This window comes from Kocuria coralli (assembly GCF_008831305.1).
Classification (GTDB): Bacteria; Actinomycetota; Actinomycetes; order Actinomycetales; family Micrococcaceae; genus Kocuria; species Kocuria coralli.
Genome location: NZ_ML708622.1, coordinates 1 through 25,216 on the forward strand (window position 1 = coordinate 1; position 25,216 = coordinate 25,216).

Annotated in this window: 20 protein-coding genes and 1 tRNA gene; 9 read left to right on the plus strand and 12 right to left on the minus strand. The window is 66.6% G+C overall.

What is annotated here, in order from left to right:
- Positions 1-31: 31 nt before the first annotated feature.
- The 6 genes from mobF to FCK90_RS11225 form a co-directional block, all read right to left on the minus strand.
- Entirely contained in the window at positions 32-3,637 is a 3,606-nt protein-coding gene (mobF, locus tag FCK90_RS11200) for a MobF family relaxase (RefSeq protein ID WP_158034391.1), read from the minus strand.
- Positions 3,634-4,191, minus strand: a complete 558-nt coding sequence (locus tag FCK90_RS11205) for a hypothetical protein (RefSeq protein ID WP_158034392.1) — start codon at positions 4,189-4,191, stop codon at positions 3,634-3,636. Before FCK90_RS11205 ends, mobF begins: the two co-directional genes overlap by 4 nt.
- Positions 4,192-4,626: 435 nt before the next feature.
- Complete coding sequence (locus FCK90_RS15775; protein WP_181954298.1) at positions 4,627-4,842, minus strand: LysM peptidoglycan-binding domain-containing protein; 216 nt, start codon at positions 4,840-4,842, stop codon at positions 4,627-4,629.
- Between the two features lie 845 nt (positions 4,843-5,687).
- Complete coding sequence (locus FCK90_RS11215; RefSeq protein WP_158034394.1) at positions 5,688-7,412, minus strand: hypothetical protein; 1,725 nt, start codon at positions 7,410-7,412, stop codon at positions 5,688-5,690.
- A gap of 102 nt (positions 7,413-7,514) precedes the next feature.
- A complete protein-coding gene (locus FCK90_RS11220; protein ID WP_158034395.1) occupies positions 7,515-8,081 on the minus strand; it encodes a hypothetical protein in 567 nt (188 codons plus the stop codon).
- 704 nt (positions 8,082-8,785) lie between these two features.
- Complete coding sequence (locus tag FCK90_RS11225) at positions 8,786-9,634, minus strand: tyrosine-type recombinase/integrase (protein ID WP_158034396.1); 849 nt, start codon at positions 9,632-9,634, stop codon at positions 8,786-8,788.
- Positions 9,635-10,286: 652 nt separating this feature from the next.
- Here FCK90_RS11225 and FCK90_RS11230 point away from each other — a divergent pair.
- Positions 10,287-10,350: transfer RNA gene (locus tag FCK90_RS11230), tRNA-Ile, on the plus strand.
- A 53-nt stretch (positions 10,351-10,403) separates the two neighbouring features.
- Here the strand turns inward: FCK90_RS11230 and FCK90_RS11235 are convergent.
- The 6 genes from FCK90_RS11235 to FCK90_RS11260 form a co-directional block, all read right to left on the minus strand.
- On the minus strand, positions 10,404-11,366 hold the full coding sequence (locus FCK90_RS11235; protein ID WP_158034397.1) for a LysR family transcriptional regulator: 963 nt from the start codon (positions 11,364-11,366) through the stop codon (positions 10,404-10,406).
- 216 nt (positions 11,367-11,582) lie between these two features.
- Positions 11,583-12,674 (minus strand): pre-peptidase C-terminal domain-containing protein, encoded by a 1,092-nt coding sequence (locus FCK90_RS11240; RefSeq protein WP_158034398.1) that lies wholly within the window; start codon positions 12,672-12,674, stop codon positions 11,583-11,585.
- A 20-nt stretch (positions 12,675-12,694) separates the two neighbouring features.
- On the minus strand, positions 12,695-13,606 hold the full coding sequence (locus tag FCK90_RS11245) for a coiled-coil domain-containing protein (protein WP_158034399.1): 912 nt from the start codon (positions 13,604-13,606) through the stop codon (positions 12,695-12,697).
- A 167-nt stretch (positions 13,607-13,773) separates the two neighbouring features.
- A complete protein-coding gene (locus FCK90_RS11250; protein ID WP_158034400.1) occupies positions 13,774-14,757 on the minus strand; it encodes a patatin-like phospholipase family protein in 984 nt (327 codons plus the stop codon).
- An 80-nt stretch (positions 14,758-14,837) separates the two neighbouring features.
- Positions 14,838-16,562, minus strand: coding sequence for a glycoside hydrolase family 13 protein (locus tag FCK90_RS11255; RefSeq protein ID WP_158034401.1), 1,725 nt, complete (start codon positions 16,560-16,562; stop codon positions 14,838-14,840).
- A 37-nt stretch (positions 16,563-16,599) separates the two neighbouring features.
- A complete protein-coding gene (locus tag FCK90_RS11260) occupies positions 16,600-17,163 on the minus strand; it encodes a M23 family metallopeptidase (RefSeq protein WP_158034402.1) in 564 nt (187 codons plus the stop codon).
- Between the two features lie 512 nt (positions 17,164-17,675).
- On the opposite strand from FCK90_RS11260, the gene rpsB reads away from it, so the two are divergent.
- The 8 genes from rpsB to FCK90_RS11300 all read left to right on the plus strand — a co-directional run bounded on the left by rpsB (position 17,676) and on the right by FCK90_RS11300 (position 25,135).
- Entirely contained in the window at positions 17,676-18,572 is an 897-nt protein-coding gene (gene rpsB, locus FCK90_RS11265; RefSeq protein ID WP_158034403.1) for a 30S ribosomal protein S2, read from the plus strand.
- Positions 18,573-18,733: 161 nt separating this feature from the next.
- Positions 18,734-19,564, plus strand: a complete 831-nt coding sequence (gene tsf / locus FCK90_RS11270) for a translation elongation factor Ts (protein WP_158034404.1) — start codon at positions 18,734-18,736, stop codon at positions 19,562-19,564.
- Positions 19,565-19,896: 332 nt separating this feature from the next.
- Positions 19,897-20,670 (plus strand): UMP kinase, encoded by a 774-nt coding sequence (gene pyrH, locus FCK90_RS11275; RefSeq protein ID WP_158034405.1) that lies wholly within the window; start codon positions 19,897-19,899, stop codon positions 20,668-20,670.
- A gap of 97 nt (positions 20,671-20,767) precedes the next feature.
- Positions 20,768-21,325: a ribosome recycling factor gene (gene frr / locus FCK90_RS11280; RefSeq protein ID WP_158034406.1), complete on the plus strand. Its 558-nt coding sequence runs from the start codon at positions 20,768-20,770 to the stop codon at positions 21,323-21,325.
- On the plus strand, positions 21,325-22,191 hold the full coding sequence (locus FCK90_RS11285; RefSeq protein WP_158034407.1) for a phosphatidate cytidylyltransferase: 867 nt from the start codon (positions 21,325-21,327) through the stop codon (positions 22,189-22,191). Before frr ends, FCK90_RS11285 begins: the two co-directional genes overlap by 1 nt.
- A 65-nt stretch (positions 22,192-22,256) precedes the next feature.
- A complete protein-coding gene (locus FCK90_RS11290; protein ID WP_158034408.1) occupies positions 22,257-22,919 on the plus strand; it encodes a DivIVA domain-containing protein in 663 nt (220 codons plus the stop codon).
- 203 nt (positions 22,920-23,122) lie between these two features.
- A complete protein-coding gene (locus FCK90_RS11295) occupies positions 23,123-23,515 on the plus strand; it encodes a DUF485 domain-containing protein (protein WP_158034409.1) in 393 nt (130 codons plus the stop codon).
- 3 nt (positions 23,516-23,518) lie between these two features.
- Positions 23,519-25,135, plus strand: coding sequence for a solute symporter family protein (locus FCK90_RS11300; protein ID WP_158034410.1), 1,617 nt, complete (start codon positions 23,519-23,521; stop codon positions 25,133-25,135).
- The last annotated feature ends 81 nt before the right edge of the window (positions 25,136-25,216 follow it).

Consider the following 25,216-nt stretch of genomic DNA (forward strand, 5'->3'; position numbering starts at 1 on the left):
CCGCTACCCACACTCAGCTGTGAAGGCCCGGTTATCGGGTCCATGATGCTCCGGTGGGGTTGCTGACCAGAACCGCGTCCTGAACAGGTCCCGTTGTCTGGGGTGGTGGTGCCGGCACGAAGGCGGTGTCGGGTTGTGGAGTGGTGGTGCGCCGGGATGCGTGCAACTGCTCGAAGGCCTCCAAGGCGTGCAGGGATCGACGGTCCGGGCAGGCGTCCCGTGGGGGCATCAACGCCTCTCCGGTGTAGTTCAGGGCAGCGCGGGTCAGGAGGGCGGCGTCGAGGACGTCGGACGGGGCGCCGATGAGCTCGGCGCGCCACGGTTCGGTTCGGCTTTGGGTTTCGAGCTGGTCCAGGCGGTGCTGAACGTGCTCCAGGAGACGGGTCAGGGTGCGTTGTTCCTCAGAAGTGCTTGGAACGGGTAGAGGAAGGACCCCGTGGATCGTGGTGGGCGCCCGCCCGTGACGGGCCAGGTCTTGGGCGGCGGTCGCGGGATCCTGTGGAGCCAGATCAGGCAGGGTCGCGCGGGATGCGTACTGGATAATGCTGGTCCAGTGGGGTGATGTTACCCAAGTATCCAGGGCCTGGTGACCGTGGGTGTTGGTGACCCATTGGGTGGCGCGGTGTGTGCCGATGGCGTCCGTAAGGTACCCGGCTTCGTCTTTGAGCCGCGCCAGGTCGTTGGCCCACCCGTGTTCGTGGTCCTGGACCTCATGGGCCGTGAGCTCCGTATCGGTGCGAGTCATCACTGTCTGCAGCTGCTGCATCAGTGATTTGGGGGTGATCTCGTGGAGCATGTGCCACGGGTCCGGTGAAGGGAGTTCCTCCGGTGGAGGCAAGACTGCATGGTTAGAGAGCCTGCCTCGGGTGAGGGCCACGTAGAACTGTTCGCGTGAGGTGTTGTCCGGATCGATGGCAGCGATCCCGCGATCCACGGTCACGCCCTGTGCCCGGTATGCGGTGGAGGCGTAGCCCAGTTGCGTTGTGGACAGCGTCTCTGGGGTGAGGGTGACGACTTCGCCGGTGGCCCGGGCCGCGGTGAGGCTGCCGTCGTCGTGGATGTCTGAGATGGTGAACAGGTCGCCGTTCTTCACGAACCCGCCGGCCTCATCGGTGATGCGTCGGTCATTCCGACGGGTCAGCACGGTGTCACCCACACCGGCCTTCACCCCGTTGCTGAGGACGACTGTGGCGGAGTGATCCACGACCCCTGCCTCCATGCGTGCGGCTTGAACACGGGCGTTGAGGCGGTCAACGGCTGGGAGTGATCCGGCGATCAACAGCGCGGTCTCCCCGGCTTCTTCGGCCACCACCCACCGGTTGAAGGCAATGGATTCCACGTCGTCCTCGGAGGCGGCTCCCAGCACTCGTCCTTGTTCGATCAGGGTCTTGATGCCGTTGGTGTCGCCTGCACGCAGCCGGGTGCTGTTGGAGGCTTCCCAACTCTCTTTGAAACGCCACAGAGAGGTCAGACGGGCGGATGCGACGCCCTCGGCGTCGTGGTGGCGGTCCATCCATCCCAGGATCCCGCCTGCGTCAATGGAGCCCAGCTGCATGGGGTCCCCCACGACCACGACTTTCGCGCCAGCTTCTTGGGCTTGGCCGCGCAGTTGGTCCAGGGCGTGAGTGCCGGCCATTGAGGCCTCATCGACGATGATCAGCTGCCCGGGGTTCATACGGTATCGGTCAGCGGTGGCTTCCAGGCCGGTGATGATGGTGTTCAGTCGTGAGCGTCGGGCGGTGTCGGTGGCGGGGGTGGTTTCAAACTCGGTGCGCGCAGCATCCAGGCGTTGGGCGCGTTGTTGGCCTCCGGGGCCGGTCTCCCACAGCCATTTCGCCACGTTGTCTGTGGGGATCTCCAGGTCCTTGGCCAGCACGGCTGCAGCCGCTGCCGATGGTGCCAGCCCCACCACGGACCCAGGGCCGTGAGTGTCCTCCCAGACCTTGCGGATCCCTGCCAGGGCGGCCGTCTTGCCGGCACCTGCAGGCCCGACGATCCCGGTGAGGGATTGCCGGGAGGTGAGGATCTCGAAAGCTGCTTGTGACTGGTCTGCGGCCAGTTTGTGGCCACCGGCGATCGTGACCTCCTCCAGGAGCTCCTGCACGCGGTCGTGATTCTCGATCGTGGGACCGTTCACGGTGGTCGCTGCGGCAATGAGCCGGGCCTCGGCCGAGACGATCTCCTGAGTGGAGAAACGGCGGTCGTGGTCAAAGGCATGTCGGCCGTGAACGCTGAGCCCGCTGTGACTCTCCAGCGGTGTGCCGTATCGGGTGGGGGAAAGCGAGACTGCTTGGTCGATGGCCGCATCGACCACCCGCGTCAACAGAGCATCACGGTCCTCGTCCCTGATCGTTCGCACCAACGCCAATGCCCGGGAGGCTTCAGCATGAATGTTCGTGACCGCGAATGTGGTGTGCCGGGCGCCGAGCGTGGCGATCACCCGTCCAGCGATCTGGTCCGCCGTCTCGGGATGCACTGTGGCGGACTGCAGCAGGGTGGGGTCACGGTCAAGGGTTGCCGCAACCACGGCCGCCGGATCGTGCCCCAGACCTTGGGTTCGGGTGCGCCACGCGGCTGCTTTCTCCACCAGCGATGTCACGCCATCGGACTTCCGATCCCGTGTGGCCAGCGTGGCTGACTGCCGGATCTGGGCGAGGACATGACCGGTGGGTGGTTGACCGTGAGTCAGGGTCCATTGCTCCACCAGACGGTCCACCTGTGCCTCGATGTCGTGGGAACGGGTGGAGAACTCCGCGATGAGCTCATCCGGGATCCCGGCGAGCTCCACACGCGCCCCGCCCTGGGCGATCGGCAATGACGAATCACCAGCACTGGGTTCAATGGCGGGGGTGCCGCGGTGACCGTCCTTCGCGCGAGAAGGCTTGGCACGTACCTCCGTTTGGGTGCCCAGGGTGCGGGCCAGTTCATCAAAGAGCGTGGCGTTGAATCGTTCGGAGGCTGCGACGACGTTGCGGTGCAGGGTGTAGGAATCCAAGGTCACCCACTTGCCATCTGCGACTCGTTGGACGCGATTGGCGATGACGACGTGGGTGTGTAGTTGTGGGTCACCGGCCCGTGAGTCCCAGTGGTCAAAGGCTGTGGCCGCGACTCCGTGAACGGGGACGTGGGCTACGCCGCCGGGCCCGGACCGTGACTGGATGACGTTGGTTTCCAGCCAGGAGACGGTGGAGGATACGGCAGCGCGGTGTGCGGCGTGGATCTTGGCTCGGGTCGGCTCATCAGCCAACGCCCAGAGCACCGAGACGGATTTCGGTACCGAGCAGGTCAGATCGAACCCAGCCACCGGTTGGCGTTGCGGGCCGGCGGCCTTGCCTACAGGTGTCTTGGCGTCGGCAGGCGCGGTGGTGGCCTTGATCGGTGCGCGACCTAACTGCGCACCGGTCACCGGGTTTTGGGCGTGCTCCAACAGTCGGCGCGCCTCCCGAGCGGTGACGCGCTGCCCCTCAGCCAGGTTCAACCCCGCCAGGCCGGCACCGAGCCACCTGCCTGGTGGGGCACCGGAGGCCGTGTAGTAGGCGGTGAGATCACGGGATCCGGTTCCGGACGGGGCGGCATCGCCGACGGCGACGGATTGAAGGTAGTACTCCACACTCATCTTCGAGATTGAGACCGTCACGCATCCACCTGCTTTCCATGGACCGGAGCCGCCGAGGGTACCGCAGCGGCACGACGGCGAGGCCGCGGTGAAGCACCCGCGCTGTTTCCGGTCGCGTTCTCGATCTCTGCGTGGTGACGGCGGTAGGTGGTGAGCACGTCACGTTCCAGGACCGTGAGCTCGGACCCGGCACGTTGGCGCTGAGCGATCTGGGCGGCAAGGCCCTGCCACTGCCGCATCACGGCAAGCGGCACCACCTTGACGGCAGCGACTTCCGCCAGCCGGTTCCGCAGGTCGGCGATCTCCTCATCACGTTGCCGCAGCGTGCCACCGGTTCCGGAACCCGTTGCCCCTTCCGCCGCCCGTTGCCGCACTTCCGCTTCTGCGGTTCCGGCGGCAATGATCGCCCGTTCCGCCCGGCGTGCCGATGCCGCAGCTTCCGCGCGTGCTTCCGCAGCCTGCTTCCGGGCGGCATCGCGGGAGGACCGCAGCCGGGTAATCGTTGCCGCCTTGCCAGCCAACTGCCGTTCGCGACGACGCAGCGTGTCCAGGAGCTCCTGCTGAGCACCATGCATCAGAGCATCAGCCTCCGGCCGGCCTCGGAGCCGACGGCGTTGGGCCCGCCGCCGGCACGGTGTCGAACAGAACCGACGAGAGGGCCGGGATCCGAGTTCTAAAGGCGTACCGCAGGCAGCGCAGAACGTGGTTCGCATGCCCACCCATCGGACCTGATGCTGCGCCACGTATCTGGTGCGGGCGACACATGTCGCCGTGAGTGCACCTCGGTGCCAGAGGTGTGTGCAGTTAGTTCTTGATTTTCTTGTCAGGACGGGGGTTCTCGTTCGTGGTCCGGTGTTGATCGTGGATGGTGGGTTCGTTGGTGCTGTGATTCGGGGTCTGGTGTGGAGGGTGGTTGGTCTGCTGGTGGTGTCCGTTAGGTATGACAGTGGCCCCTCCACCTGGGTTGGTGGAGGGGCCACTGTCTGTCCCTGTGGGGGTGTCCCAGAGTCCTAGTCGTTGGGGATGGTGAGGATCTGGCCAGGGAAGATCAGGTCGGGGTCATTGATGATGTCCGAGTTCGCGGCGGCCAGGGCTTGCCAGCCTCCGTCGATGTCATAGCGGATGGCAATGTCCCACAGAGTGTCGCCGGAGACCACCGTGTAGGTTCCGGGATCGTTCTCGGTCACCGTGCGTGAGAGTTCCGGGGCGGAAGCAGACGCTGCCATGGGGAACCCGGTTTCCGGAAGACCGGAACCCGGGGCGGCAAACGTCGCGGTCCAAGCGGAAGCGGAAGACAACGCGGCCGGAAGCGGAACCGGCGTGCGTGCCGCTTCCGTTGCCGTTGCCGGAAGCGGTGCGGAACCGGCAATGGCGGAAGGAGCCGAAGGCGCGGCCGCCGGGGCGGAGGCGGAAGGTGGCGTGCCACCGGAAACGGCGTTGCCGGAACCTGCCGGGGTACCGGCAATCGGTGCGGACGGGGCGGACGTGCCACCGGAAGAGCTCTGCGGAACGATCGGCTGCGCGGTGGCAGGCATCGGGGCAGCGGAAGGTACCTGGGCTGCCGGTGCTGTGACCGCTGCCGGCGGTTGCGTTTGCACCGGAGCCGCGGGGGCAACCGGTGCGACCGGAACAGGCTGTTCAACGACGGGTGCCAGTGCCGGCTGCTCAACCACGGGTAAAACGGGTACCTGCTCAGCCGTGTCCGGAACCGGCACTGCCGGAACGGCCGGCGGCTCAACAACTGGCTGTGCCGGAACTGGTTCCGGTGCGGGAGCCTCAGTGGCCGGAGGGAAAGACGGGGCAGCAGGTTCGCTGGGGGCGGTGTCAACGACCGGATCCACGGCGGGTGCCGGTTCAACTGCCGGGACACCCGGGTCAATGACCCCAGGGCCTTCCAAGCCGGGGCCTGTCTCGGGCGCCGTGCCGGGGTCAATGGTCACCGGGGTGAAGTCATCTGCGAATGCTGGGGCCGCCGTGAGCGTGAGCATCGGGGTGATGGCCAGGACTGCTGCGGCGGTTCGTGTGCGGATCATGATGGGTTCCTTTCGTGATGAAACAGGGTGTGTGGAAATCAGGGGGTTTCAGGTGGTGCCGGGTCGAAGCGGGCCAGGGCACCGCGGTGATCAACGACCACGGAATCCTCACCGGTGAGACCCACCAAGGTCTCCGTAGAGGTGGGAGAGATGATCGTGGATCCGCGCGATGTGACGATCGTTTCGGTCCCGTCCTGGGCTCGGAGCAACCACCCGCCGGGCACGGCCTTGGCTGCATCGGTCGTAGACGGCAGGTCCTCCGTGCGGGTTCCGATACGGCCGGTATCCAGATCCACGGGGGTGGAGCCCACGAGCATCACGGTCTTCTCCAGGCCCAAAACGGCTCGGGTGCTGGTAGCGGTACCGGAGCCCATGGAGGTGGTGTCCCCGACTTCTCCAGTGTCTGCTGCGTGTAGCGCCAGTACGGGTTCCCTGCCGGTTTCGGACCACGTCACGGCCACGAACTTCTCGCTGGCACCCAACCACCGGCTGATTTTCGCGGAGGGAGATGGACCGACCAGCCGGGTGGAGGACTTGGTCTTCCCCTCGGCGTCTGCCGTCACCAACGTCCCACCGTCCACGGAACTGGCCCACAGCATGCCGCCATCGACCGGGGTGATAGGTGATGCACCGGTGCCGGGGGACTTCCAGGTCTCAAAGTCGTTGCCGTGCAGCAGACGAATGGCATCCGGTCGGGTGGACGTGGATTTGGGTACGGCGATGACGGTGGGCCCGGTGACCTGCAGGGTTTCCTTCTCGCTGGTGGTGTGCATGGTCAACCCATCACCCGCGGTCCAGATCATCAAGGTGGTGCCGCCGGTCATCACCAGGCCCTCACCGGAACCGCGGGCGTCCTGAAATCCCACAGGGGCGGTGTCTGGCTTGACCGGTAGGTGCACCGTGTCACGGACCTCACCGGTTTCCGCGTCGATGATGTTCAGCACCCGGCCGGAGACCGTGCCGATCACCGAGCCCGATGGTGTCAAGGCGCTGCGCTGATCCGTGGCCCCATCAGCCGCCCAGGCGGCGTTGACCGAGAAGCCGGCTGGGGCCTCTGCAGCGGTCTGGATCCTGGGGGAACTGGTGGTATCAGGTGACTGGGCGGCTGCTGCCGCTGCGGACTCGGAAGGGTTCGTGGTCGAGTTGGCCAGAAGGATGCCGCCACCGACCAGGCCGATGAACAAAGCCGCACCGGCAGCCGAGGAGATGATCAAGGGTTTGCGGTGCTTCCGCAAAAATGCCGACAGGGCACCGGCTGTGGCCTTGGGATCCTGGGCGTCTGCCTCGTCGGCGAACAACTCCTCCAAGGAATCGAGCTCGTCCTCGTCGTCCTCGACCATGACCACTGGTCGCGGGGAGATGACCTGGACGTCGTCCAGATCAGCGCCGGTGACCGCCACGGTGAAATCGTGATTCTGCGAGGTGGCTGCGTCCTCAGCCTGCTGACGGGCGACCGAGAGAGTGGAAACCTCACGCTCTACCGGGCCAGCCTCACTGGGCACCGTCATCACCCACGGCGCGAGATGCAACGTGAACGTGCTGGCGGCCGGCGTGCGCTCGAGCTGGGTGCGCTCACCGTGCGGGGCGATCGACCAGGTACGCAAGGTCGTGGACCCATCGAGCACAGACAGGGTGACCGGCTGGCCGGTGGCCCGGGCATGCTGGGCTGTGGCCGACCAGACCTCGTTCATGCCAGCGGCGTCCAGGACGGTGCCGGCGGCCCGCAGCGAGAGCTTCTGTGGCTGCAGCTGAATCGTTCGCATGGTCACTGTGCATCCCCTCAGCCGAACCACAACGGTCTGAGAACCCAGGTAGGGATCTCAGACCGTTATCGAGGTGCTGCAGACAGCGCGTGTGTCAGCGTGTCATGACTCGCCCAGCTGCTCAGGCCAGACCATCAAGTGCGCCCACATCTGCTGCGGGGCCACCTCCGCCCGGGTCAACCACCAGGCCGCGGATTCGATGAGCAGGGCCTGTCCGACGATCTCCTCACGCCACAGAGTCGTGGAGATCTCCGATTCGCGCACCAGGTGATCCCAGGTGGCCTTGAGTTGGTAACGCCTGATCGTCTCGGCAATCGGCACCAGGGTCGCGGTAGTCACGGCGGCCCATCCGCTGCCAACCAAACGTGGCAGGTCCTGGGCACGGCCATCAATAGCGGCCAAATCATCGACGGAGTGACCGGCCTCGAACAAGGTTTCGGGCAGGACTGCGGGCCATGCCAAGACATGCGCGGTTGCCGGCCCGATGCTGATCCCAGCCCGGACCCAGAATCCTGCCTCCGTGATGGCTTGGGCATGCTCGAAGATGGTTGGGAAGGCGTGGGGGTTTTCGCGGCGCACGTCCTCCAAGATCGACTCGCGGAATTGGCTTCCCGCGACGACCTGCGTTGGCCGGCCCTGCAACGTAGAGGTGAGTTGTAAGGTGTTCACTGGGCGCTCCTTCATTCCCGTGCATCCAGTCTGACACCTCATCATCGGGGGACAAGCACAAATGCGTGCACTGTGGACAAACCCAAACGAACCGCTACGTCTTTAGCCCCTGTGGAGTCTGGTACCCCGGGCCACAGACAGGTGACCCCAGAGGCGCTACAGCTGCGGTTGTCCACCGTCACCCAGCCAGTGGCCCCCCACCCCAGGTGACCGATCCTTCCTTGATGGTTTTACCGCCTCGGGTCGCAGTTCACCCAGCGCGAGGAGAAGCGTGGGATGACTGAAGCTGAGGCAACCAGCCATAGCAGGCACGTGTTGAAGCTCAAGGGATGCCGCAGAGAGCCCTACCCGCATTCGGGTGGGGCTCTTGTGTTGTCCGGGCTGTCGGTGACCATGGACTCATGTTGACGCGAGAGATCTGGGCCAGTGTCTTGTCCAATGAGCGGGTGGGAAAGCCCTTAGCAATACCGACTCCGGATGGTTGGGTGGAGTGCGTTCTTCACGATGTGCAAGTGATGCGCAATGGCATGACCCACATCGAGTGCGTGTGGGTTTGGGTAGTGCTCGATGGGTCCGTGGCGCTCTACCGCCTTCCTGGGGATGCCATGGTCAGGATCGAGGAGTTGCCTCCCCTATGGACTCCGGAAATGGCCCTGGGGCGTCGGGTGGGGGGCTCAGCTGCTGAGTAGCCACGCCGCGCGGGCTCACGCGGCGGATGGCAGGGTGCGGATGGCGTTGAGCAGTGTGTTGCGGTCGATGCCGACATAGATCTGTGTAGTGGCGATGTTCGCGTGGCCCAGGAGCTCTTGGACCGCGCGGAGATCTCCGGTGGAGGTGTAGAGGGTCGTGGCGAACCAGTGACGCAGGTTGTGAGTGCTCCAGCCTGGCCCCAATGCGCGGGAGATCGTCTTGGCTACGTGATCGTGGTGGCAGTGGCCGGTAAATCGTCCCGGGAAGATCCAGCCCCCTCGTTCTTTGGCTGCTCGCAGTAGTGGGTCCAGATCTTCGTGGATGGGGATGAACCTGCGTTGTCCGCCTTTGCCTGTGACGAACAGCCAACCCGGCTCGATGTCGCGGGAGTGGAGGGCGGCGATTTCTGAGCGTCGGAGGCCTGCACGTGATCCCAGCAGCAGCATGAGCCTGGCTTTGGGATCCGCTTGCCGGATGGCGCGGTCCAGGACGTCGCTGGGAACGGGGCGAGACACAGCCCGTGGTGGTTTGGTGCTGATCAGCAAGTGCGAAGGGTTGTCGGCTCGGTGGCCGGCAAGGTTGGCCCAGACGAAGAACCGTTGGATGGATGTCCGGGCGGACCTGCGGGTGTTAGGTGCCCACGTTTGGGTTGCCACCCAGCTGATGATCTGTTGTCCGGTGATCTCCCACGGTCCGGTTGGGGCGACCCCCGCGGCGAGATGTCGGATCCACAACGCGCGCAAGTCCACGGTTGCCGGGCGTCGGCCGGAGGCGATCAGCCAGCGGGTGAAGTCCGCGAGAGCGTCCTCCCAGGCCGGATGCGGCGTGTGAGGCGCCTGGATGCGGGTTGTGGGGGCGTCCATCCGGTCATAGTCACCCGCCAGGGCATCGGTTTCACAGTGGGCAGCTTCAACCTGTGGGTAACTTGGGGGGATGTGGAGTCGCAACCGCGCGATCAGCTCAGAAGAGAGTGAGAGCGTTTGGATCTGTTCCGTGGGCGATTTCTTGGATGACGGCGTCGTCCCAACCGTCACGGGTAAGTGCGTCGCGTAGTTCCCGGATCCGTGCTGCGCTGTGTTGGCGTGATTGGGCTTTGTACCGGGGTAGTGAGGGTGCCGGCAGACGCCCACGTTGGGAGCGTTGGCGCATGTTCTCGGACCTGGTGCCGGCGATTAGGTGGGTGTCTGGGCCAGTGGTGGCGCGCACACAGAGTGGGACGTCGCAGAGGTGCAGGGATTGGAGTCCGTCGATGGCGGACCAGGAATGATCGAGTGCGGCCAGGGCCCAGCGGTGTGGCCGCACGGCGCGTTGTCCGTTAGGTGCGGTTTCGTCGCGGATCCAGAAGCGTCCGTAGCCGTCGTCGCCGATGGCGCCGACCCAGATCCAACAGGATGTTGGTCCTGGTCCTCGTAGGACATGCCGATCGAATCGAGCGCGTTCGGAGTCCGCGAACGTGGTCATCGATCGTCCCGGTTCCGTACCACCTGGGAGTAGATGGCCACGACGGCGAGTATGAGGGTAGAGCCGAATCTGAGGTCTGATAATCCTTTGGTCGTGGGTTCAAGCCCCACCCGCCCTACTCATGGTGCCGGGCATCTGCACGCCCCATCTGCCCAGTGCACCCGCTCACGGTCAGAGTCTCTCCACGGGGACCAGCGCGGGCTGGGCGATGCAACTCGTGCCGAGGCTGTTGACGGCCAGCGCGGCGAAGAGCACCTTGAGTGTCTGCAGCGCCGCGATGATCTCATCCCGGTCGTCGCGACGCCGCCGGACGGCAGACAGCGGGGTCGGCGGAACACCCATCAGAGGTACCGCCCTCAGTCCCGGATTCAGCAAGGGGGTCACCGTCGCGGACGCTATGGTCACGGCCACCCCGGTCAGGATCGCCGCCTGCACATCGGCCAGGCTGCGGGCCCGGACGTCCACCACGGGGGTCTCGGAGAGGTCGCGGAGGTCCTGCAGCAACCACGGCGCCATCCACTCCGGTGTGGCCGTGGGCTCCCTGATCAGCGGAAGATCGGCGATGTCCGCGGGGCCGAGGCGCTCTGCCTCAGCCAGCTCGTGATGAGCGGGGACGAGCAGGACCCGGTAGGCGAGCATCATCGGAACGGCCAGCAGTTCGGGGTGATCGAACTCCCCGGTGCTCAGCAGGACGTCCACACGGTGCGTCAGCAGACTCTCCTCGAGCCTGCCGTACGGGACACGGCAGGCGCGCAGATGACAGCCCGGGAGCACCTGTGCCATGGCCACGACCATGGTCCTCCAGGCCGTCAGGGACAGATGGTCGGCCGGCGAGCCCGGTATGCCGAGACGTACGACCGGCGGCTCGCGGTCCTCCAGGGCTGAACGGCGGGCTTCCCGTGCGCTGCGCAGCAGGGCGTAGCAGTGACTCAGGAAATGCGCACCCGCCGGCGTCAGGGCCAGGTAGCCGCTGGAGTCCCTGTCCACCAGGCGGATACCGACCTGGCCTTCCAGGCGCGTCAGACGTTTCGACAGCCCTGCCACACTCAGGTTCAGGCGCCTCGCGGCTTTCCCGAAGTGGCCCTCGTGGGCCAGCACCAGAAAGCTCTCGACGCAGGGAAGGTCCAGGTCCACGGTGACCTCCGCACCCGCCTGCCAAGCGGCGGACTCTCAGGACGATTTTCGCTTCACCTGAAAATACAAACATGTCAATCCATACGTGTCAAGAGCCGTTTCCGGCTGCGACAAGGGCCTTCATTCCGGCGTGCGGAAGCCGCGGAGGTGAGCCGGGTACCTCCGCGGCTTCCGGGGGAATGACCGGGTTCCGGTCATCGACCACGACGCCGGCCCTCAGCCGGCCTGGCGTACGGCGATCTCGTAACCTCCGGTGCCGGTCGGACTGTAGTGCCGCACTCTCGCGTAGTAGCGGCCGGGTGAGAGCTGAGCCGTGACCTTGGCGTTCTTCGCGGCGCCCCCGTCGTCGTCCTCGGCCAGGAGGGTGGTCTGGCTGTCGGGTCCGAAGAGGGACAGGACGACGTCGGTGGGCCCGAAGGTCTCGACGCTGTACTTCTGCGCGTCGGTCACGGTGAAGGCGTACAGGTCCTGCTCGGCGTGGGCGCCGATGGCGGCTTTGACGTACGCCGGGCTGATCGTGAGCTCCGTGACCGCGGGCGATGCCTTCGGGTAGAGGGTGGCCATGAACGCCTTGTCCGTGGAGGAGAGCACGCGGTTCCACCCCACCTCGTAGTCGCCGAGCGTGAGCGAGTTCGGGATGGCGTAGAGCATGATCGAATCGCGATCGAAATCCGTGTGGTTCGTGACCGTCGTCGAATACTTCGCGAAGAGGTTCGAATCGATCTGCGCTTTCGTCCAGTTGTTCGGCGGGCCGCCGTAGTAGGCGTACACGGCCGGCTTGTCCCAGGGGATGTTCGCCGCGGGATTCTGATGCTCGTGGATCGCGGACAGCGCGTGGCCGAACTCGTGCAGGACGACGCGGCTGATCTCGTCGTCCGGGCTGGAGTCGGTGAGCCACCCGTAGTTCATGGTCGGCTGGCTCTGCTGGATGCTCAGCGCATCGGTGCCGAGATAGGACCAGGATCCGCCGGGTGTGAAACCGATGCGGATCTCCGGCGACGCGTGGTTCCCGAAATCCAGGGTGAGATTGGCGTGGTCCTCCCATTGCCTGGCGACGGCCTCGACTTTGGCCCGCAGACCGGCTGACCCGTCGAGGAAGCCCACGGTGAGGGTCCTGCCGGTCTGCCATTTCTTGCCCGTGAGGATCGCGAGTTCCAGGGGCGCATGGGGATACACCCCCGGGAGAGGCGCCCGGACGGTCAGGTCGGGTGCGTTCTCCTGAGCCTCGGTGATGGCGCGTTGCGATGCGTCGACGATGCTGTCTGCCGGCAGCGTCTTGTCGATGCAGACGTGGACTTGCTCGGACACTGTCTCCACCTGCCCGGGTCTCAGGAGACGTACACGTAGGGAGCGGTGATGTAGTTGCCGGCCCCCGTGCCGAAGTCCAGCTGGGAGAAGGCGGAACCGCCACGGGCGTAGACCCACAGCTTCACGCGATTGAGGATCCACGCGCCGTCGTTGGCGCCCAGCAGCGTGGAGTAGTAGTGGTTGCGCACGGTGTCGAAGCGCTGGTTGACATTGATGTTGTCATTGCCGACATCCAGCTCGTTCACGCTGTTCCAGCCCTTCCAGTTGTACTGGAAGACGTTGACGTGGCTGGAGACCACGGCCCGGGCGTAGTGGGAGTCGTACCAGCTGTCGTCCGACTTCACGATGTAGAACCCGCGGTAGTACGTGTAGGGATTGACGCCGTAGAACCGCGCGGCGGTGGGGACGAAGTAGTACCAGAAGTCGACCTCGATGCTGGTCTCGCCGACGCCGGTGCCCGCGATCCCGGATCCGGCGCCCCGGGCCCAGACCCAGGGGTTCTGCTCCGTGTTGTTGTAGTACCAGTCCGAGGCGGGGGCATCGGCCCGTGCGTCGGTCTGTTCATGGGTCGCGCTGAGCACCGAGGCGAATGCGGGCCGGAGAACCCGGACCCCTTCGGGAGCGGAGCCGGGCGTCAGATCGACCTGGGAGGGGTCGAAACCGCCGTCATCTCCCCCTGGGCTCTTGCTGAGTTCCTTGCGGAGGCGGTCGATGTCCTTCTGCTGCGCTGCGGCCTGTTTCTCGTCGACGACGAGATCGGACTCGCTGAGACCGAGCCCGAGGAGCTGATCGCGGGTGGCCGCCGCTTTCGCAGTGCCTTGTTCTTCGGCGCGTTCGAGTTCCTTCTCGCGCTCGGCGTTCTGACGCTCGGACTCCTCCCGGATCTGTTGCACGAGAGACTGCACGTGGTCGAGGCTGTCTTGAGTGGTCATGATGAGTTCCCGTCAGGAGAGGGTGGGGTCTATCCGTGGACGCGACTCTAATGACGGGCGGGGACGGCGTAGTGCCTGGTTTCCTCAGAGGAAATGGGTGTTGACCAGCCAGGATGTACGGAGTCTTGCCAAACGCTCCCGGTCCTTTTCCGGAAAGGCGCTGCAGCTCACATGCGGTGTGCGGCGATGTAGCTGTCGAAGTCCCATGCCTGGCGGGTGGGGGTCCCGTCGAGGAAGTTCTCGGCCGCGGCCCGGCCCCGGCGGTACAGGAACTCACGATCTTCGCGGGTGAGACCGAAGTCAGTGGTCCGGATGGTGCCGGTGTCCACGAAGATGGTGCGAGCCCGGGTGTCGGAGGAATCGATGTGCATCCGGTCGTAGAACCCGGTCATGGTCTTGAGCATGGCGCGGCCCATGCTCAGCGGCCCGGTGACGGGATAACCCCGCCCCTGGGAGGCATCGGGCAGGGCGGACAGCTTGATCCCCAGGGTGGGCCACCTCGGGACCGTTCCCGACGGGACGTCGAAGACGCCGATGGGGAAGTTGGAGAGCATCCCGCCATCGACCAGCCAGGCCCTCTGCGCTGACGGGGAGCCCAGCCGGACGGGGCGGTAGAAGAACGGGAGCGACATGGAGGTCCTCACCGCATCGACCACGGACTGACCGGAACGGTCGAAGCCGAATTCGCCGTAGTCCGCCGGGAAATAGCGCAGCCGACCGTTGGAGATGTCCGAGGCGGTGACCACCAGCCTGAAAGCCCTCTCCGGGGCGGGCGGTCGCTCGGCATCCGCGTAGGGCAGATCGGCGAAGGTTTTGACGCCGTACTCATCGAGGTGAGACTGCAGCCAGGTGCGCAGGTAGTCACCCCGGTAGATCCCGTTTCCGGCGAGGATGCTGATCGCCTTCCCGGCCGTGTAGCGGGTGAACCATCGCCCGTCACGGAATGCCGGGTAGTCGACGGCGCTCATGATCTCGACGAGTTTCCCGGCCGGGATCCCGGCTGCCACGAGGGCTCCGACGATCGCGCCGTCGGAGGTCCCGGCCACGCGTTTGAAGGTGTAGCCGCGTTCCTCGAGGACCTCGATGGCGCCGACCAGGGCGATGCCCTTGACGCCTCCGCCTTCGAGCACAAGATCCGCTACCCGTTCCATGAGCTCCACCCCCAGACCCTTGCGCCGAGTCTATCGCCGGGTGGCGGGAAGAGCTCCGTGAGAATCCGGCCGGGGTGGTTTCAGGCAGCCGGCGTGAGCTGTCCGATCTGCAGCCAGACGCATTCCTCGGAGCCCAGGACGCGAGGTGTAGTCGTCTCCGGCCGGCTGCGGAGGAGGACCGGCAGGTCCGGCAGATCCACCGCGGTGGCGTTCAGGTTGAGCAGGACGAGGATGCCGTCGTTGACGAAGCCCAGGCAGCCGTCGCCGGAGAAGTCCTCCGCCCATGCCAGCGAGCCGGCACCCAGCCCGCGAGTCCGTCGCAGCGCCAACGCGGAGCGGTACAGGGCCAGGGTCGATGAGGGGTCACGGCGTTGCGCCTCCCGGGAGAGCTCGGCCCACCCCTGGGGCTGCGGCAGCCACGAGGTCCCGGGGGCGCTGAAGCCCAGGGAGTCCCCGTCGCGGGTCCATGGCAGCGGGACCCGGCAGCCGTCGCGGCCCACGCGCTGCCCGCCGGTGCGCTGGTAGGTGGGATCCTGCCGGAACTCGTGCGGCATGGTGGTGTGGTCGGTAAGGCCGAGCTCCTCGCCCTGATACAGGTAGACGCCGCCGGGCAGGCCGAGGGTGAAGAGCGAGGCCGCCCGCGCCCGGCGGACGCCCAGGTCATGGTCGGGTTGTTCGTCCTCGGGGCCGATGCCGTCGCCGGGGCGGGCCGGATCGGCGGACTGGCCGAAGCGGGTGGCGTGGCGCAGGACGTCATGGTTGGACAGCACCCAGGTGGTCGGCGCCTCCACAGCATCGAAGGCCTCGAGGGACGAGGTGATGATCCGGCGCAGCTCCGCGGCGTCCCAGGGCGCCTCCAGATAGGAGAAGTTGAAGGTCTGGTGCATCTGGCCCGGGCGGACCCAGTCGGCCATGCGCTCGATCGGGTGCGCGTTCGCCTCGGAGCACAGGATGCGTTCGCCGTCGTATTCGTCCAGGATCCTCCGCCAGCGCTGGAAGATCTCCTGGATCCGGGGCTGGCCGAACATGGGCGCCTCGGTGAAGGGATAGCCGGGGGAGGGTTTCCCGTCGGCTCGCCCGCCCCAGTCCGGGAGGCCGTCGGCCTTGATCAGGGTATGGGCGGCATCCACGCGGAACCCGGCGACGCCGCGGTCGAGCCAGAAGCGCAGGACGCCGTCGAATTCCTGGCGGACACCCTCGTGATCCCAGTTGAAGTCCGGTTGCGAGGAGTCGAAGAGGTGCAGGTACCACTGACCCGGGCTGCCGTCGGACTCGGTGACCCGCGTCCAGGCGGGCCCGCCGAAATGCGACTGCCAGTTATTGGGAGGCAGCTGCCCGGACTCCCCACGGCCGTCGCGGAAGACGAACAGCTCCCTTTCCGGGCTTCCGGGCTCCGCGGCGAGAGCAGCCCGGAACAACGGATGGTCGTGCGAGCAGTGGTTGGGCACCAGGTCGATGATGACCTTGATCGACAGGGCCCCGGCGGCCTCCATCAGGGCGTCGAAGTCCTGGAGGGTGCCGAAGGCCGGATCGACGTCGCAGTAGTCGCTGACGTCGTAGCCGCCGTCGAGCTGAGGGGAGGGGTAGAAAGGCGAGAGCCAGAGCGCGTCGATGCCCAGATCGGCCAGCTGCTCCATCTCGGCGGTGATCCCCGGCAGGTCGCCGATGCCGTCGCCGTTGAGGTCGCGGAACGAACGGGGATAGACCTGATAGATCACCGAGGAGCGCCACCACCTCGATTCCTCGTCGCGGTCGTGGATAGGCGTGAGACGCAGGGCTCGAAGATCGTTGAGGGTCACCGACATGGGCTCCATCGTAGGGGCGAGTGCGGGTCCCCGCGGCTCAGTCCGGCACCGGCAGGAGCACGGAGGGCAGGAACGCCCCGACGAACTGCAGCGGGTTCACGTACTCGTCCCGCAGGCGCACGCCCCAGTGAACGCAGGCCCGGATCGAGAAGAAGCAGTGATCGCCGTTGGCCAGGGTGCCGATCACCTGCCCTTTGCGGACCGTATCGCCGCGCTTCAGATCGCTGTCGACGGGTTCGAAGCTCGAGCGCAGCCCGTTGCCGTGATCCACGGTGATGGTGCTGCGATCCACCACGGTTCCGACATGGGAGATCGTGCCGTCCGCGGGGGCCCGGATCTGGCCGTTGAGCTGGACGGTCAGATCGACGCCCCGGTGCCCCGAGAGCCACCTCTTGGCCGGTGGCTGGAAATCCTTGGCCACGTCGGGCTCGGAGCCCGTCGGGGAATCCCAGGTTCCCCGCTGATCCGCCAGCAGGGTTTCATCGGCGGCGCTCACGGGGGCGAGTGGCAGGACGGGCAGCGTCCCGGCGGCCGGTGCCGCCACGGGCAGGATCAGTGCCAGCGCGGTCAGGGTCGCCATGAAGCGGGGGAGCGGTCTCATGGCATCAGGGTGGACGTGCGGAGAGATCGTCTCCACGCGGTGACCGAAGCTGGGTACGGCCGCCCCCGCCGCCGTGGACGGCCGGGACCTGTGGAGCCGGATGACCATGGCGCGGCGGCTGCGAGCGACCCGTCCCGGCTTCAGCAACGTCCTGTCTCCGGCAACCGTGCCGATGTAGTAAAGTTGACCCTCGCAGTGCTTGAACTGTGCCGTTCGCGATGCCCCGGGCAGGCGAACACCGTTCAGCGCTGACTTCGCGCACGTCGTCGTCGCGAGTCCACTACGGTACCGGCCCTATGGTCGAGCCCGCGTGGACGCGCGGCCCGCTCGCACCGGTCCCGGAAACCCCGCACGAGGGTGACGGGTCGTGGGCGGAAGCTCGATGCAGTTCTTGAGTCGCAGCAGCCGCGACGTGCCAGGGGTCCTTCCGCCGGATAGGACCGACAACCGCTAACCGTGCTTCGTATACCCGGACCAGGGGTGCGCGAGCACTTTTCATCAAGGAGAACGACATGTCCGTCGTCACCATGCGCCAGCTGCTGGACAGCGGCGTCCACTTCGGCCACCAGACCCGCCGCTGGAACCCGAAGATGAAGCGCTTCATCCTGACGGAGCGCAACGGCATCTACATCATCGACCTGCAGAACTCGCTGTCCTACATCGACCGCGCTTTCGAGGCCGTCAAGTCCACCGTGGCCCACGGCGGCACCATCCTGTTCGTCGGCACCAAGAAGCAGGCCCAGGAGGCCATCGCCGAGCAGGCCACCCGCGTGAACATGCCCTATGTCAACCACCGGTGGCTCGGCGGCATGCTGACCAACTTCCAGACCGTCTCCAAGCGCATCGACCGCATGAAGGAGCTGGAAGAGATCGACTTCGAGGACGTCGCCGGCTCGCAGTACACCAAGAAGGAACTGCTCCTGCTGCGCCGCGAGAAGGAGAAGCTCGAGCGCACCCTGGGCGGTATCCGCAACCTGAACCGCACCCCCTCCATGGTGTGGATCGTGGATACCAAGAAGGAGCACCTGGCGATCGACGAGGCCCAGAAGCTGGGCATCCCCGTCGTCGCGATCCTCGACACCAACTGCGACCCGGACGAGGTCACGTTCCCGATCCCGGGCAACGACGACGCCATCCGCTCGGTCAACCTCCTGACCCGCGTCGTCGCCGACGCCGTCGCCGAGGGCCTGCTGGCCCGTTCCGGCAAGGGCTCGGAGGGCGCCGCCGAGGAGCCCATGGCCGAGTGGGAGCGCGAGCTGCTCGAGCAGCACAACGCCGAGCAGGCCGCTGCCGCCGAGGCTCAGGCCGAGGGCACCGCGGAGGCCGCTGAAGCCGCCGAGGCCACCGAGGCTTCGGAGCAGGCCGCCGACGCCGCCGAGGTCACCGCAGAGGCCACTTCCGCCGAGTGATCTTCCCCTTCGTGTGCCTCTCATCGGAACCGGTGAGGGGCACACGAAGGTCAGGCGCGTCCGGACGCGCCCTACCGTTCAACTTTTCTTCAGTCCCGGAAGCGCCTGACGCGCCACGGGACCCCGCGCTGGCCGCGGGCACGAAAGACCAAGGAGCTGACATGGCGAACTACACCGCCAAGGACATCAAGGAACTGCGCGAGCGCACCGGTGCCGGCATGCTCGACGTCAAGAAGGCGCTGGACGAGGCCGACGGCGATCAGCAGAAGGCCCTGGAGATCATCCGCGTCAAGGGCCTCAAGGGCGTGACCAAGCGAGAGGGCCGCACCACGGCCGAGGGTATCGTCGTGGGCCGTGTCGAAGGCGGCAAGGGCTACCTGATCGAGGTCAACTCCGAGACCGACTTCGTCGCCAAGGCCGATCCCTTCGTCGCCTTCGGCGAGAAGGTCATGGATGCCGCCATCGCCAACGATGTCGCCGACCTGGACGCCCTGCTCGAGGCCGAGGTCGACGGCAAGAAGGTCTCCGATCTGGTGACCGAGACCGGCGCCCTGCTGGGCGAGAAGGTCGTCGTCCGCCGCATCGCGCGCGTCGAGGGCACCGAGGTCGACCTCTACCTGCACCGCACCTCCAAGGATCTTCCCGCTCAGGTCGGCGTGCTGCTGGCCGTCGACGGCGAGAACGTCTCCGAGGCCGCTCACGACGTCGCCGTGCACATCGCCGCGATGTCGCCGTCCTTCCTCTCCCGCGACGAGGTTCCCGCCGAGACCGTTGCCAACGAGCAGCGCGTGGCCGAGGAGACCGCCAAGGCGGAGGGCAAGCCCGAGAAGATCATCCCGAAGATCGTCGAGGGCCGCATGAACGGGTTCTACAAGGAGTCCGTGCTGGTCGACCAGGACTTCGCCAAGGACTCCAAGGTCTCCGTGGGCAAGTTCCTCGAGGGCGCAGGCGCTACCGCCACCGGTTTCGCCCGCTTCCGCGTGGGTGCATGATCCCCACCTCGTCTTAGGGCGCAGTGGCGCGATGAGCGCCACGCCAGCCTGAACCTCGACGCCCCGTCGGTGCGCGGCCTCCGCGTTCACCGGCGGGGCGTCGCCGTGCACGCTCCGCGCATGCAACCGGTCAGACGCCGGCCGCAGCGCGGACGCGGAGGGAACGCGGCCGTCGCCTGGCGGTTATGCTGAATCCGGCTCATCGGCGGCGGCCTCGGAAGTATCCCGCGCCCTCCGCCTGAGACCCGTCGATCATCGTCAGTACCGCCGCAATCGTCACCGCCACAGCAACCGCCGAGCAAACATTGCCGCAATCATCGTTGGGAGCAGATATGCCGACCACCACGCCCTCCGAAATCAAGGACGACGCCGTGCGTGCCAGCCGGGACGCGGGTCAGGGGGCAGGGCGACGGCGCATCCTGCTCAAGCTCTCCGGTGAGGTCTTCGGCGGGGGGAAGGTTGGCCTGGACACCGACGTCGTCCGCAATATCGCCGAGCAGATCGCCACGACGGTAGGGACCGTCGAGACCTCGATCGTGGTCGGCGGCGGCAACTTCTTCCGCGGAGCGGAGCTGTCCACCGCAGGCATGGACCGGTCCCGGGCGGACTACATGGGCATGCTGGGCACGGTCATGAACTGCCTCGCCCTCCAGGACTTCCTGGAGCAGTGCGGCGTGGATACCCGCGTGCAGTCGGCGATCTCCATGGAGCAGGTGGCCGAGGCCTATATCCCCCGCCGGGCGATCCGGCACATGGAGAAGGACCGCGTGGTGATCTTCGGGGCCGGCGCGGGCCTGCCCTATTTCTCCACGGACACCGTGGCCGCCCAGCGAGCCCTCGAAGTGCACGCCGACGAGGTGCTGGTCGGCAAGAACGGCGTGGACGGCGTCTACACGGACGATCCCCGGGCCAACCCGGAGGCGAAGAAGCTCGACACCCTGACCTACGACGACGCCCTGACGCACAACATCCGGGTGATGGACCAGACGGCGTTCTCCCTGTGCCGGGACAACAACGTGACCATGAGGGTGTTCGGCATGCAGGAGCCGGGCAACGTCACCCGTGCCGTGCTGGGAGAGGACCTGGGCACGCTCATCACGGTCTGAGCGCTTGCGCCGGTAGACTGTTCCCCAGTGTCCGCGGCCGGGTACTGCCCCGTGGGGCGGACCCGACCACACAGCTTGTCGCAAGAAGGAGTTCTCAGTGATCGCTGACATCCAGTCCGACGTCACCACCCGCATGGGCAAGGCGGTGGCCAATGCCTCGGAGGAGTTCTCGGCGGTGCGCACCGGCCGAGCCAATCCGTCGCTGTTCTCCGGGGTGCTCGTCGAGTACTACGGTGCGCCGACCCCGCTGCAGCAGCTGGCCAGCTTCCAGAACCCGGAAGCCCGCACCCTGCTGATCACCCCGTACGACCGTGCGGCCCTGACCGATATCGAGAAGGCCCTCCGCGACTCGGACATCGGCGCCAACCCGGCCAACGACGGCAACGTCATCCGCGTGGTGATGCCCGAGCTGACCGAGGAGCGCCGCCGGGAATACGTCAAGGTCGTCCACGGCAAAGCCGAGGACGCCCGCATCTCGGTCCGCAACGTCCGCCGTCAGGCCAAGGACGCCATCGAGAAGCTGGTCAAGGACGGGGAGATCGGCGAGGACGAGGGCAAGCGCGCCGAGAAGGACCTGGACGCCGAGACCAAGAAGCACATCGAGCAGATCGACACCCTGCTCAAGAACAAGGAAGCCGAGCTGCTGCAGGTCTGATGCCGGCGGTCGACCACGAAGCCCAGCCCGAGTCCGGCGGCGCGGCGCCCAAACCATCGCGCGCGGGACGAGACCTCCCGGCCGCCATCGCGGTCGGCGTGGGCCTTCTCGTCATGCTCGGGCTGGGTCTGTTCGTCGTCCCTCCCCTGATAGCGCTGCTGGCCGCGGCCGCGGCCAGCCTGGGGGTCTTCGAGCTCTGCCGATCCCTGGCGCACGGAGGGATCCGGATCCCGATCCTGCCCGCGAGCATCATGGCGGCGGTGATGCCGGTCGCGGCGTTCTACGGCGGCGCGCAGGCGCTGATCATCGCCACGATCCTGGCCTCCCTGGTGGTGATCACCGTCCGCGTGTTCGGATCGCGGCAGGGCATGATGCTCTCCGTGATGGGCGCCTTGTTCGCCCTCACCTGGGTGGCACTGTGCCTGTCCCTGCTCGTCCTGCTGTTCCGCACGGAGCAGGGTGCGGCCAAGGTCCTGATCGTGATCCTGATGGCGGTCGGCAACGATACCTTCGGCTACTTCGCGGGCGTGCTCTTCGGCAAGCATCCGATGGCGCCGCGGATCAGCCCCAAGAAGACCTGGGAGGGCTTCGCCGGGTCCATGACCGGGTCGATGATCCTGGCCTCCCTGCTGATCCCGCTGCTTCTGGGCGATCCCTGGTGGCACGGTCTGATCCTGGCCTTCTGCCTGGTGTGGGTGGCCGCGCTCGGGGACTTCGCGGAGTCGATGGTCAAACGCGAGATCGGCGTCAAGGACATGGGAACACTCCTGCCCGGACATGGGGGAGTGATGGACCGCATCGACTCGATCGTCTTCGTGGCACCGGTGGGCTACGTGGTCTTCGAACTGCTCCACATCCTGCAATGACCGCCGCCGTCCCCGGCGACCCGTCAGCGACCAGAACTCCCCATCGACCCCGGCAGGAGCGCAGCATGTCCCCTCGAACCCAGGACCCGCAGACCGACTCCTCGGACCGGCCGGACCGTCCCGGCAGAGCTGACCGCGACGAACGGACGGGAGCCGGCAACGACGACGGCTCGCGCTTCCCGCGCGTCGGGTCACGGGCCTGGGGTTACGCCCCCGAGACGGTCGACGCGTTCCTCGCCGACGTCGAGGCCGCACTGACATCCGATGGCACGTCGGCCGAGGGCGCCCTCACGAGCGCGGACGTCCGGGCGGTCGTCTTCGGCCGGGCCCGCGGGGGCTACGAGCCCCAAGAGGTCGACACGACGCTGGACCGCGTCGAGGACGCCCTGACCGAACGGGAGATCCAGGCCTACGTGCGGGATCACGGACAGGAGGCCTGGGAGACGAGGGTCAACCAGCTCTCGGAGCTGATCTTCGGGCGTCTCGAGCGTGCCGACGGACAGCGCTTCCGCGCACCCTCCGGTGCGAGCACCCGCGGATACGCCGTCGGCGACGTCGACGAGCTGTGCCGCTCCCTGACCGACCGGCTCGGCCGGTCCCGCGCAGTGGATCCGGACAGCGTGCGCAGCGCGGTCTTCGGACCGGCCGTGGGCGGGAACGCCTACGAGGAGCAGCAGGTGGACGCGTTCCTGGACAAGGTCGTGGAGCTGCTGCTGGCTCTTCGCTGAGCTGCAGCTTTCATGACGGCAACTGGTTGTCCAGAGCCCTGAAATGGTGTTCGCGCCCGTCATGACGGGCGCGAACACCATTTCGATGGCAACTGGGGAGCTCGATTTGCGATACCGAGCTTGGTGCCAGGCAAACGTAAGGATAATGTAAGCGAGTCCCTACTGTGACACCTGTCACATACGTTCTTTACGAGAGGACTCCCGTGTCAGAGCACCCCTCACCGGCCGAACCGACGGCCGAGGACTTCGTGGCGGCGCAGCGCTCGCCCGAGTTCGAATCTCTCCGGTCCACGCACCGCAAGTTCGTCGTTCCCATGACCGTCTTCTTCCTGGTCTGGTTCGCGCTGTACGTGCTCCTGTCCATCTACGCGACGGACTTCATGTCGATCCAGGTCATCGGCAATGTGAACCTGGGCATCATCCTGGGCCTCCTGCAGTTCGTCACCACGTTCGGTATCACCGGCCTGTACGTGGCCTTCGCCAACAAGAGCCTGGACCCGCAGGCGCGGGATCTGCGCGCAACCCTCGAGGCCGGTGATTTCGCGGGACGCAATGGTGCGGCCCGTCCCGGCTCGACCCTCGCCGAGGAGGCCTGATCCATGAACGTAATGCTTCCAGCAGCCGAGGCGACCGAGACCGTCGGCACGCCCTGGCTGAACATGCTGATCTTCGGGGCCTTCGTGGTCGTGACCATGGTGGTCGTGCTGCGGGCCTCGAAGTACACCTCGACCGCCGCGGACTACTTCGCCGGCGGCCGGTCCTTCTCGGGCCAGCAGAACGGGCTCGCGATCGCGGGCGACTACCTGTCGGCGGCCTCCTTCCTGGGCATCGTGGGCGCGATCGCCCTGCAGGGGTACGACGGCTTCCTGTACTCCATCGGCTTCCTGGTGGCCTGGCTCGTCGCGCTGCTGCTCATCGCCGAGCCGCTGCGCAACACCGGCAAGTTCACGATGGCCGACGTTCTCTCCTTCCGCCTGCGGCAGCGGCCCGTCCGGATCGCCGCCGCGACCTCCACGTTGTGCGTGACCTTCTTCTACCTGCTCGCGCAGATGGCCGGTGCCGGGGCACTGGTCTCCCTGCTCATGGGCATCCACTCGGGCTGGGGCCAGTCGCTCGTCATCGTCGTCGTCGGCTCCCTGATGATCGCCTACGTGCTCATCGGCGGCATGAAGGGCACCACCTGGGTGCAGATCATCAAGGCGTGCCTGCTGATGACCGGCGTCGGCATCATGACCATCTGGGCACTGGCCCTGTTCGGGTTCAACTTCTCGGCCATGCTCGGGGAGGCCGTCGACGTCGCCAACAACGCCGCGATCCTGGAGCCCGGCCTGCGCTACGGCGAGGACAGCATCACCAAGCTGGACTTCCTCTCTCTCGGCATGGCGCTGGTCTTCGGCGCGGCGGGACTGCCCCACGTGCTGATGCGCTTCTACACCGTCCCCACGGCCAAGGAGGCCCGCGTCTCCGTGGTGTGGGCGATCGCCCTGATCGGCTTGTTCTACCTGTTCACCCTGGTCCTGGGCTTCGCTGCGGCGGCTCTGATCGGCGAGGAGCGCATCCTCAGTGCTCCCGGTGGCGTGAACTCGGCCGCACCGCTCCTGGCCTTCGAACTCGGCGGCTCGGTGCTGCTCGGCGTCATCGCGGCGGTGGCCTTCGCCACCATCCTGGCCGTGGTCGCCGGCCTGGCCATCACGGCCTCGGCGTCCTTCGCCCATGACATCTATTCGAACGTGATCAAGAAGGGCAAGTCCAGCGGCAAGGAGGAGCTGCGCGTCGCCAAGATCACCGTGGTGGTCATCGGTATCGTCTCGATCCTGGGCGGCATCGGCGCGCAGGGGCAGAACGTGGCCTTCCTGGTCGCCCTGGCCTTCGCCGTCGCGGCGTCGGCCAACCTGCCCACCATCCTGTACTCGCTGTACTGGAGGGGATTCACCACCCGCGGTGCAGTGTGGTCGATGTACGGCGGCCTGATCATCTCGGTGGGCCTGATCATCTTCTCCCCGGTCATGTCCGGGGCCGAGACCGCGATGATCGCGGGCGTGGACTTCGCCTGGTTCCCGCTGACCAACCCGGGCCTGGTGTCCATCCCTGCCTCCTTCCTCCTCGGGTTCATCGGTTCCAAGACCGACCCCTACAAGGAGGACCTGAAGAAGCAGGCCGAGATGGAGGTCCGCTCCATGACCGGTGTGGGTGCGGAGGCGCCCGTTCAGCACTGATCCGCTTCGCTGATACGCTCACAGTCGCGGTCCGGTACCTGAAGGTGCCGGGCCGCGACTGTGAGCGCATCCTGTCCTGAG

Excerpts from the sequence above, each read along its gene's own strand:
- FCK90_RS11245 (WP_158034399.1), bottom strand. The coding sequence starts at position 13,606 with ATGACCACTCAAGACAGCCTCGACCACGTGCAGTCTCTCGTGCAACAG.
- FCK90_RS11250 (WP_158034400.1), bottom strand. The coding sequence starts at position 14,757 with ATGGAACGGGTAGCGGATCTTGTGCTCGAAGGCGGAGGCGTCAAGGGC.
- FCK90_RS11225 (WP_158034396.1), bottom strand. The coding sequence starts at position 9,634 with ATGGACGCCCCCACAACCCGCATCCAGGCGCCTCACACGCCGCATCCG.
- FCK90_RS11205 (WP_158034392.1), bottom strand. The coding sequence starts at position 4,191 with ATGCATGGTGCTCAGCAGGAGCTCCTGGACACGCTGCGTCGTCGCGAA.
- FCK90_RS11285 (WP_158034407.1), top strand. The coding sequence starts at position 21,325 with ATGCCGGCGGTCGACCACGAAGCCCAGCCCGAGTCCGGCGGCGCGGCG.
- FCK90_RS11215 (WP_158034394.1), bottom strand. The coding sequence starts at position 7,412 with ATGCGAACGATTCAGCTGCAGCCACAGAAGCTCTCGCTGCGGGCCGCC.
- pyrH (WP_158034405.1), top strand. The coding sequence starts at position 19,897 with ATGCCGACCACCACGCCCTCCGAAATCAAGGACGACGCCGTGCGTGCC.
- FCK90_RS11300 (WP_158034410.1), top strand. The coding sequence starts at position 23,519 with ATGAACGTAATGCTTCCAGCAGCCGAGGCGACCGAGACCGTCGGCACG.
- FCK90_RS11290 (WP_158034408.1), top strand. The coding sequence starts at position 22,257 with ATGTCCCCTCGAACCCAGGACCCGCAGACCGACTCCTCGGACCGGCCG.
- FCK90_RS11260 (WP_158034402.1), bottom strand. The coding sequence starts at position 17,163 with ATGAGACCGCTCCCCCGCTTCATGGCGACCCTGACCGCGCTGGCACTG.
- rpsB (WP_158034403.1), top strand. The coding sequence starts at position 17,676 with ATGTCCGTCGTCACCATGCGCCAGCTGCTGGACAGCGGCGTCCACTTC.
- FCK90_RS11255 (WP_158034401.1), bottom strand. The coding sequence starts at position 16,562 with ATGTCGGTGACCCTCAACGATCTTCGAGCCCTGCGTCTCACGCCTATC.
- tsf (WP_158034404.1), top strand. The coding sequence starts at position 18,734 with ATGGCGAACTACACCGCCAAGGACATCAAGGAACTGCGCGAGCGCACC.
- FCK90_RS15775 (WP_181954298.1), bottom strand. The coding sequence starts at position 4,842 with ATGGCAGCGTCTGCTTCCGCCCCGGAACTCTCACGCACGGTGACCGAG.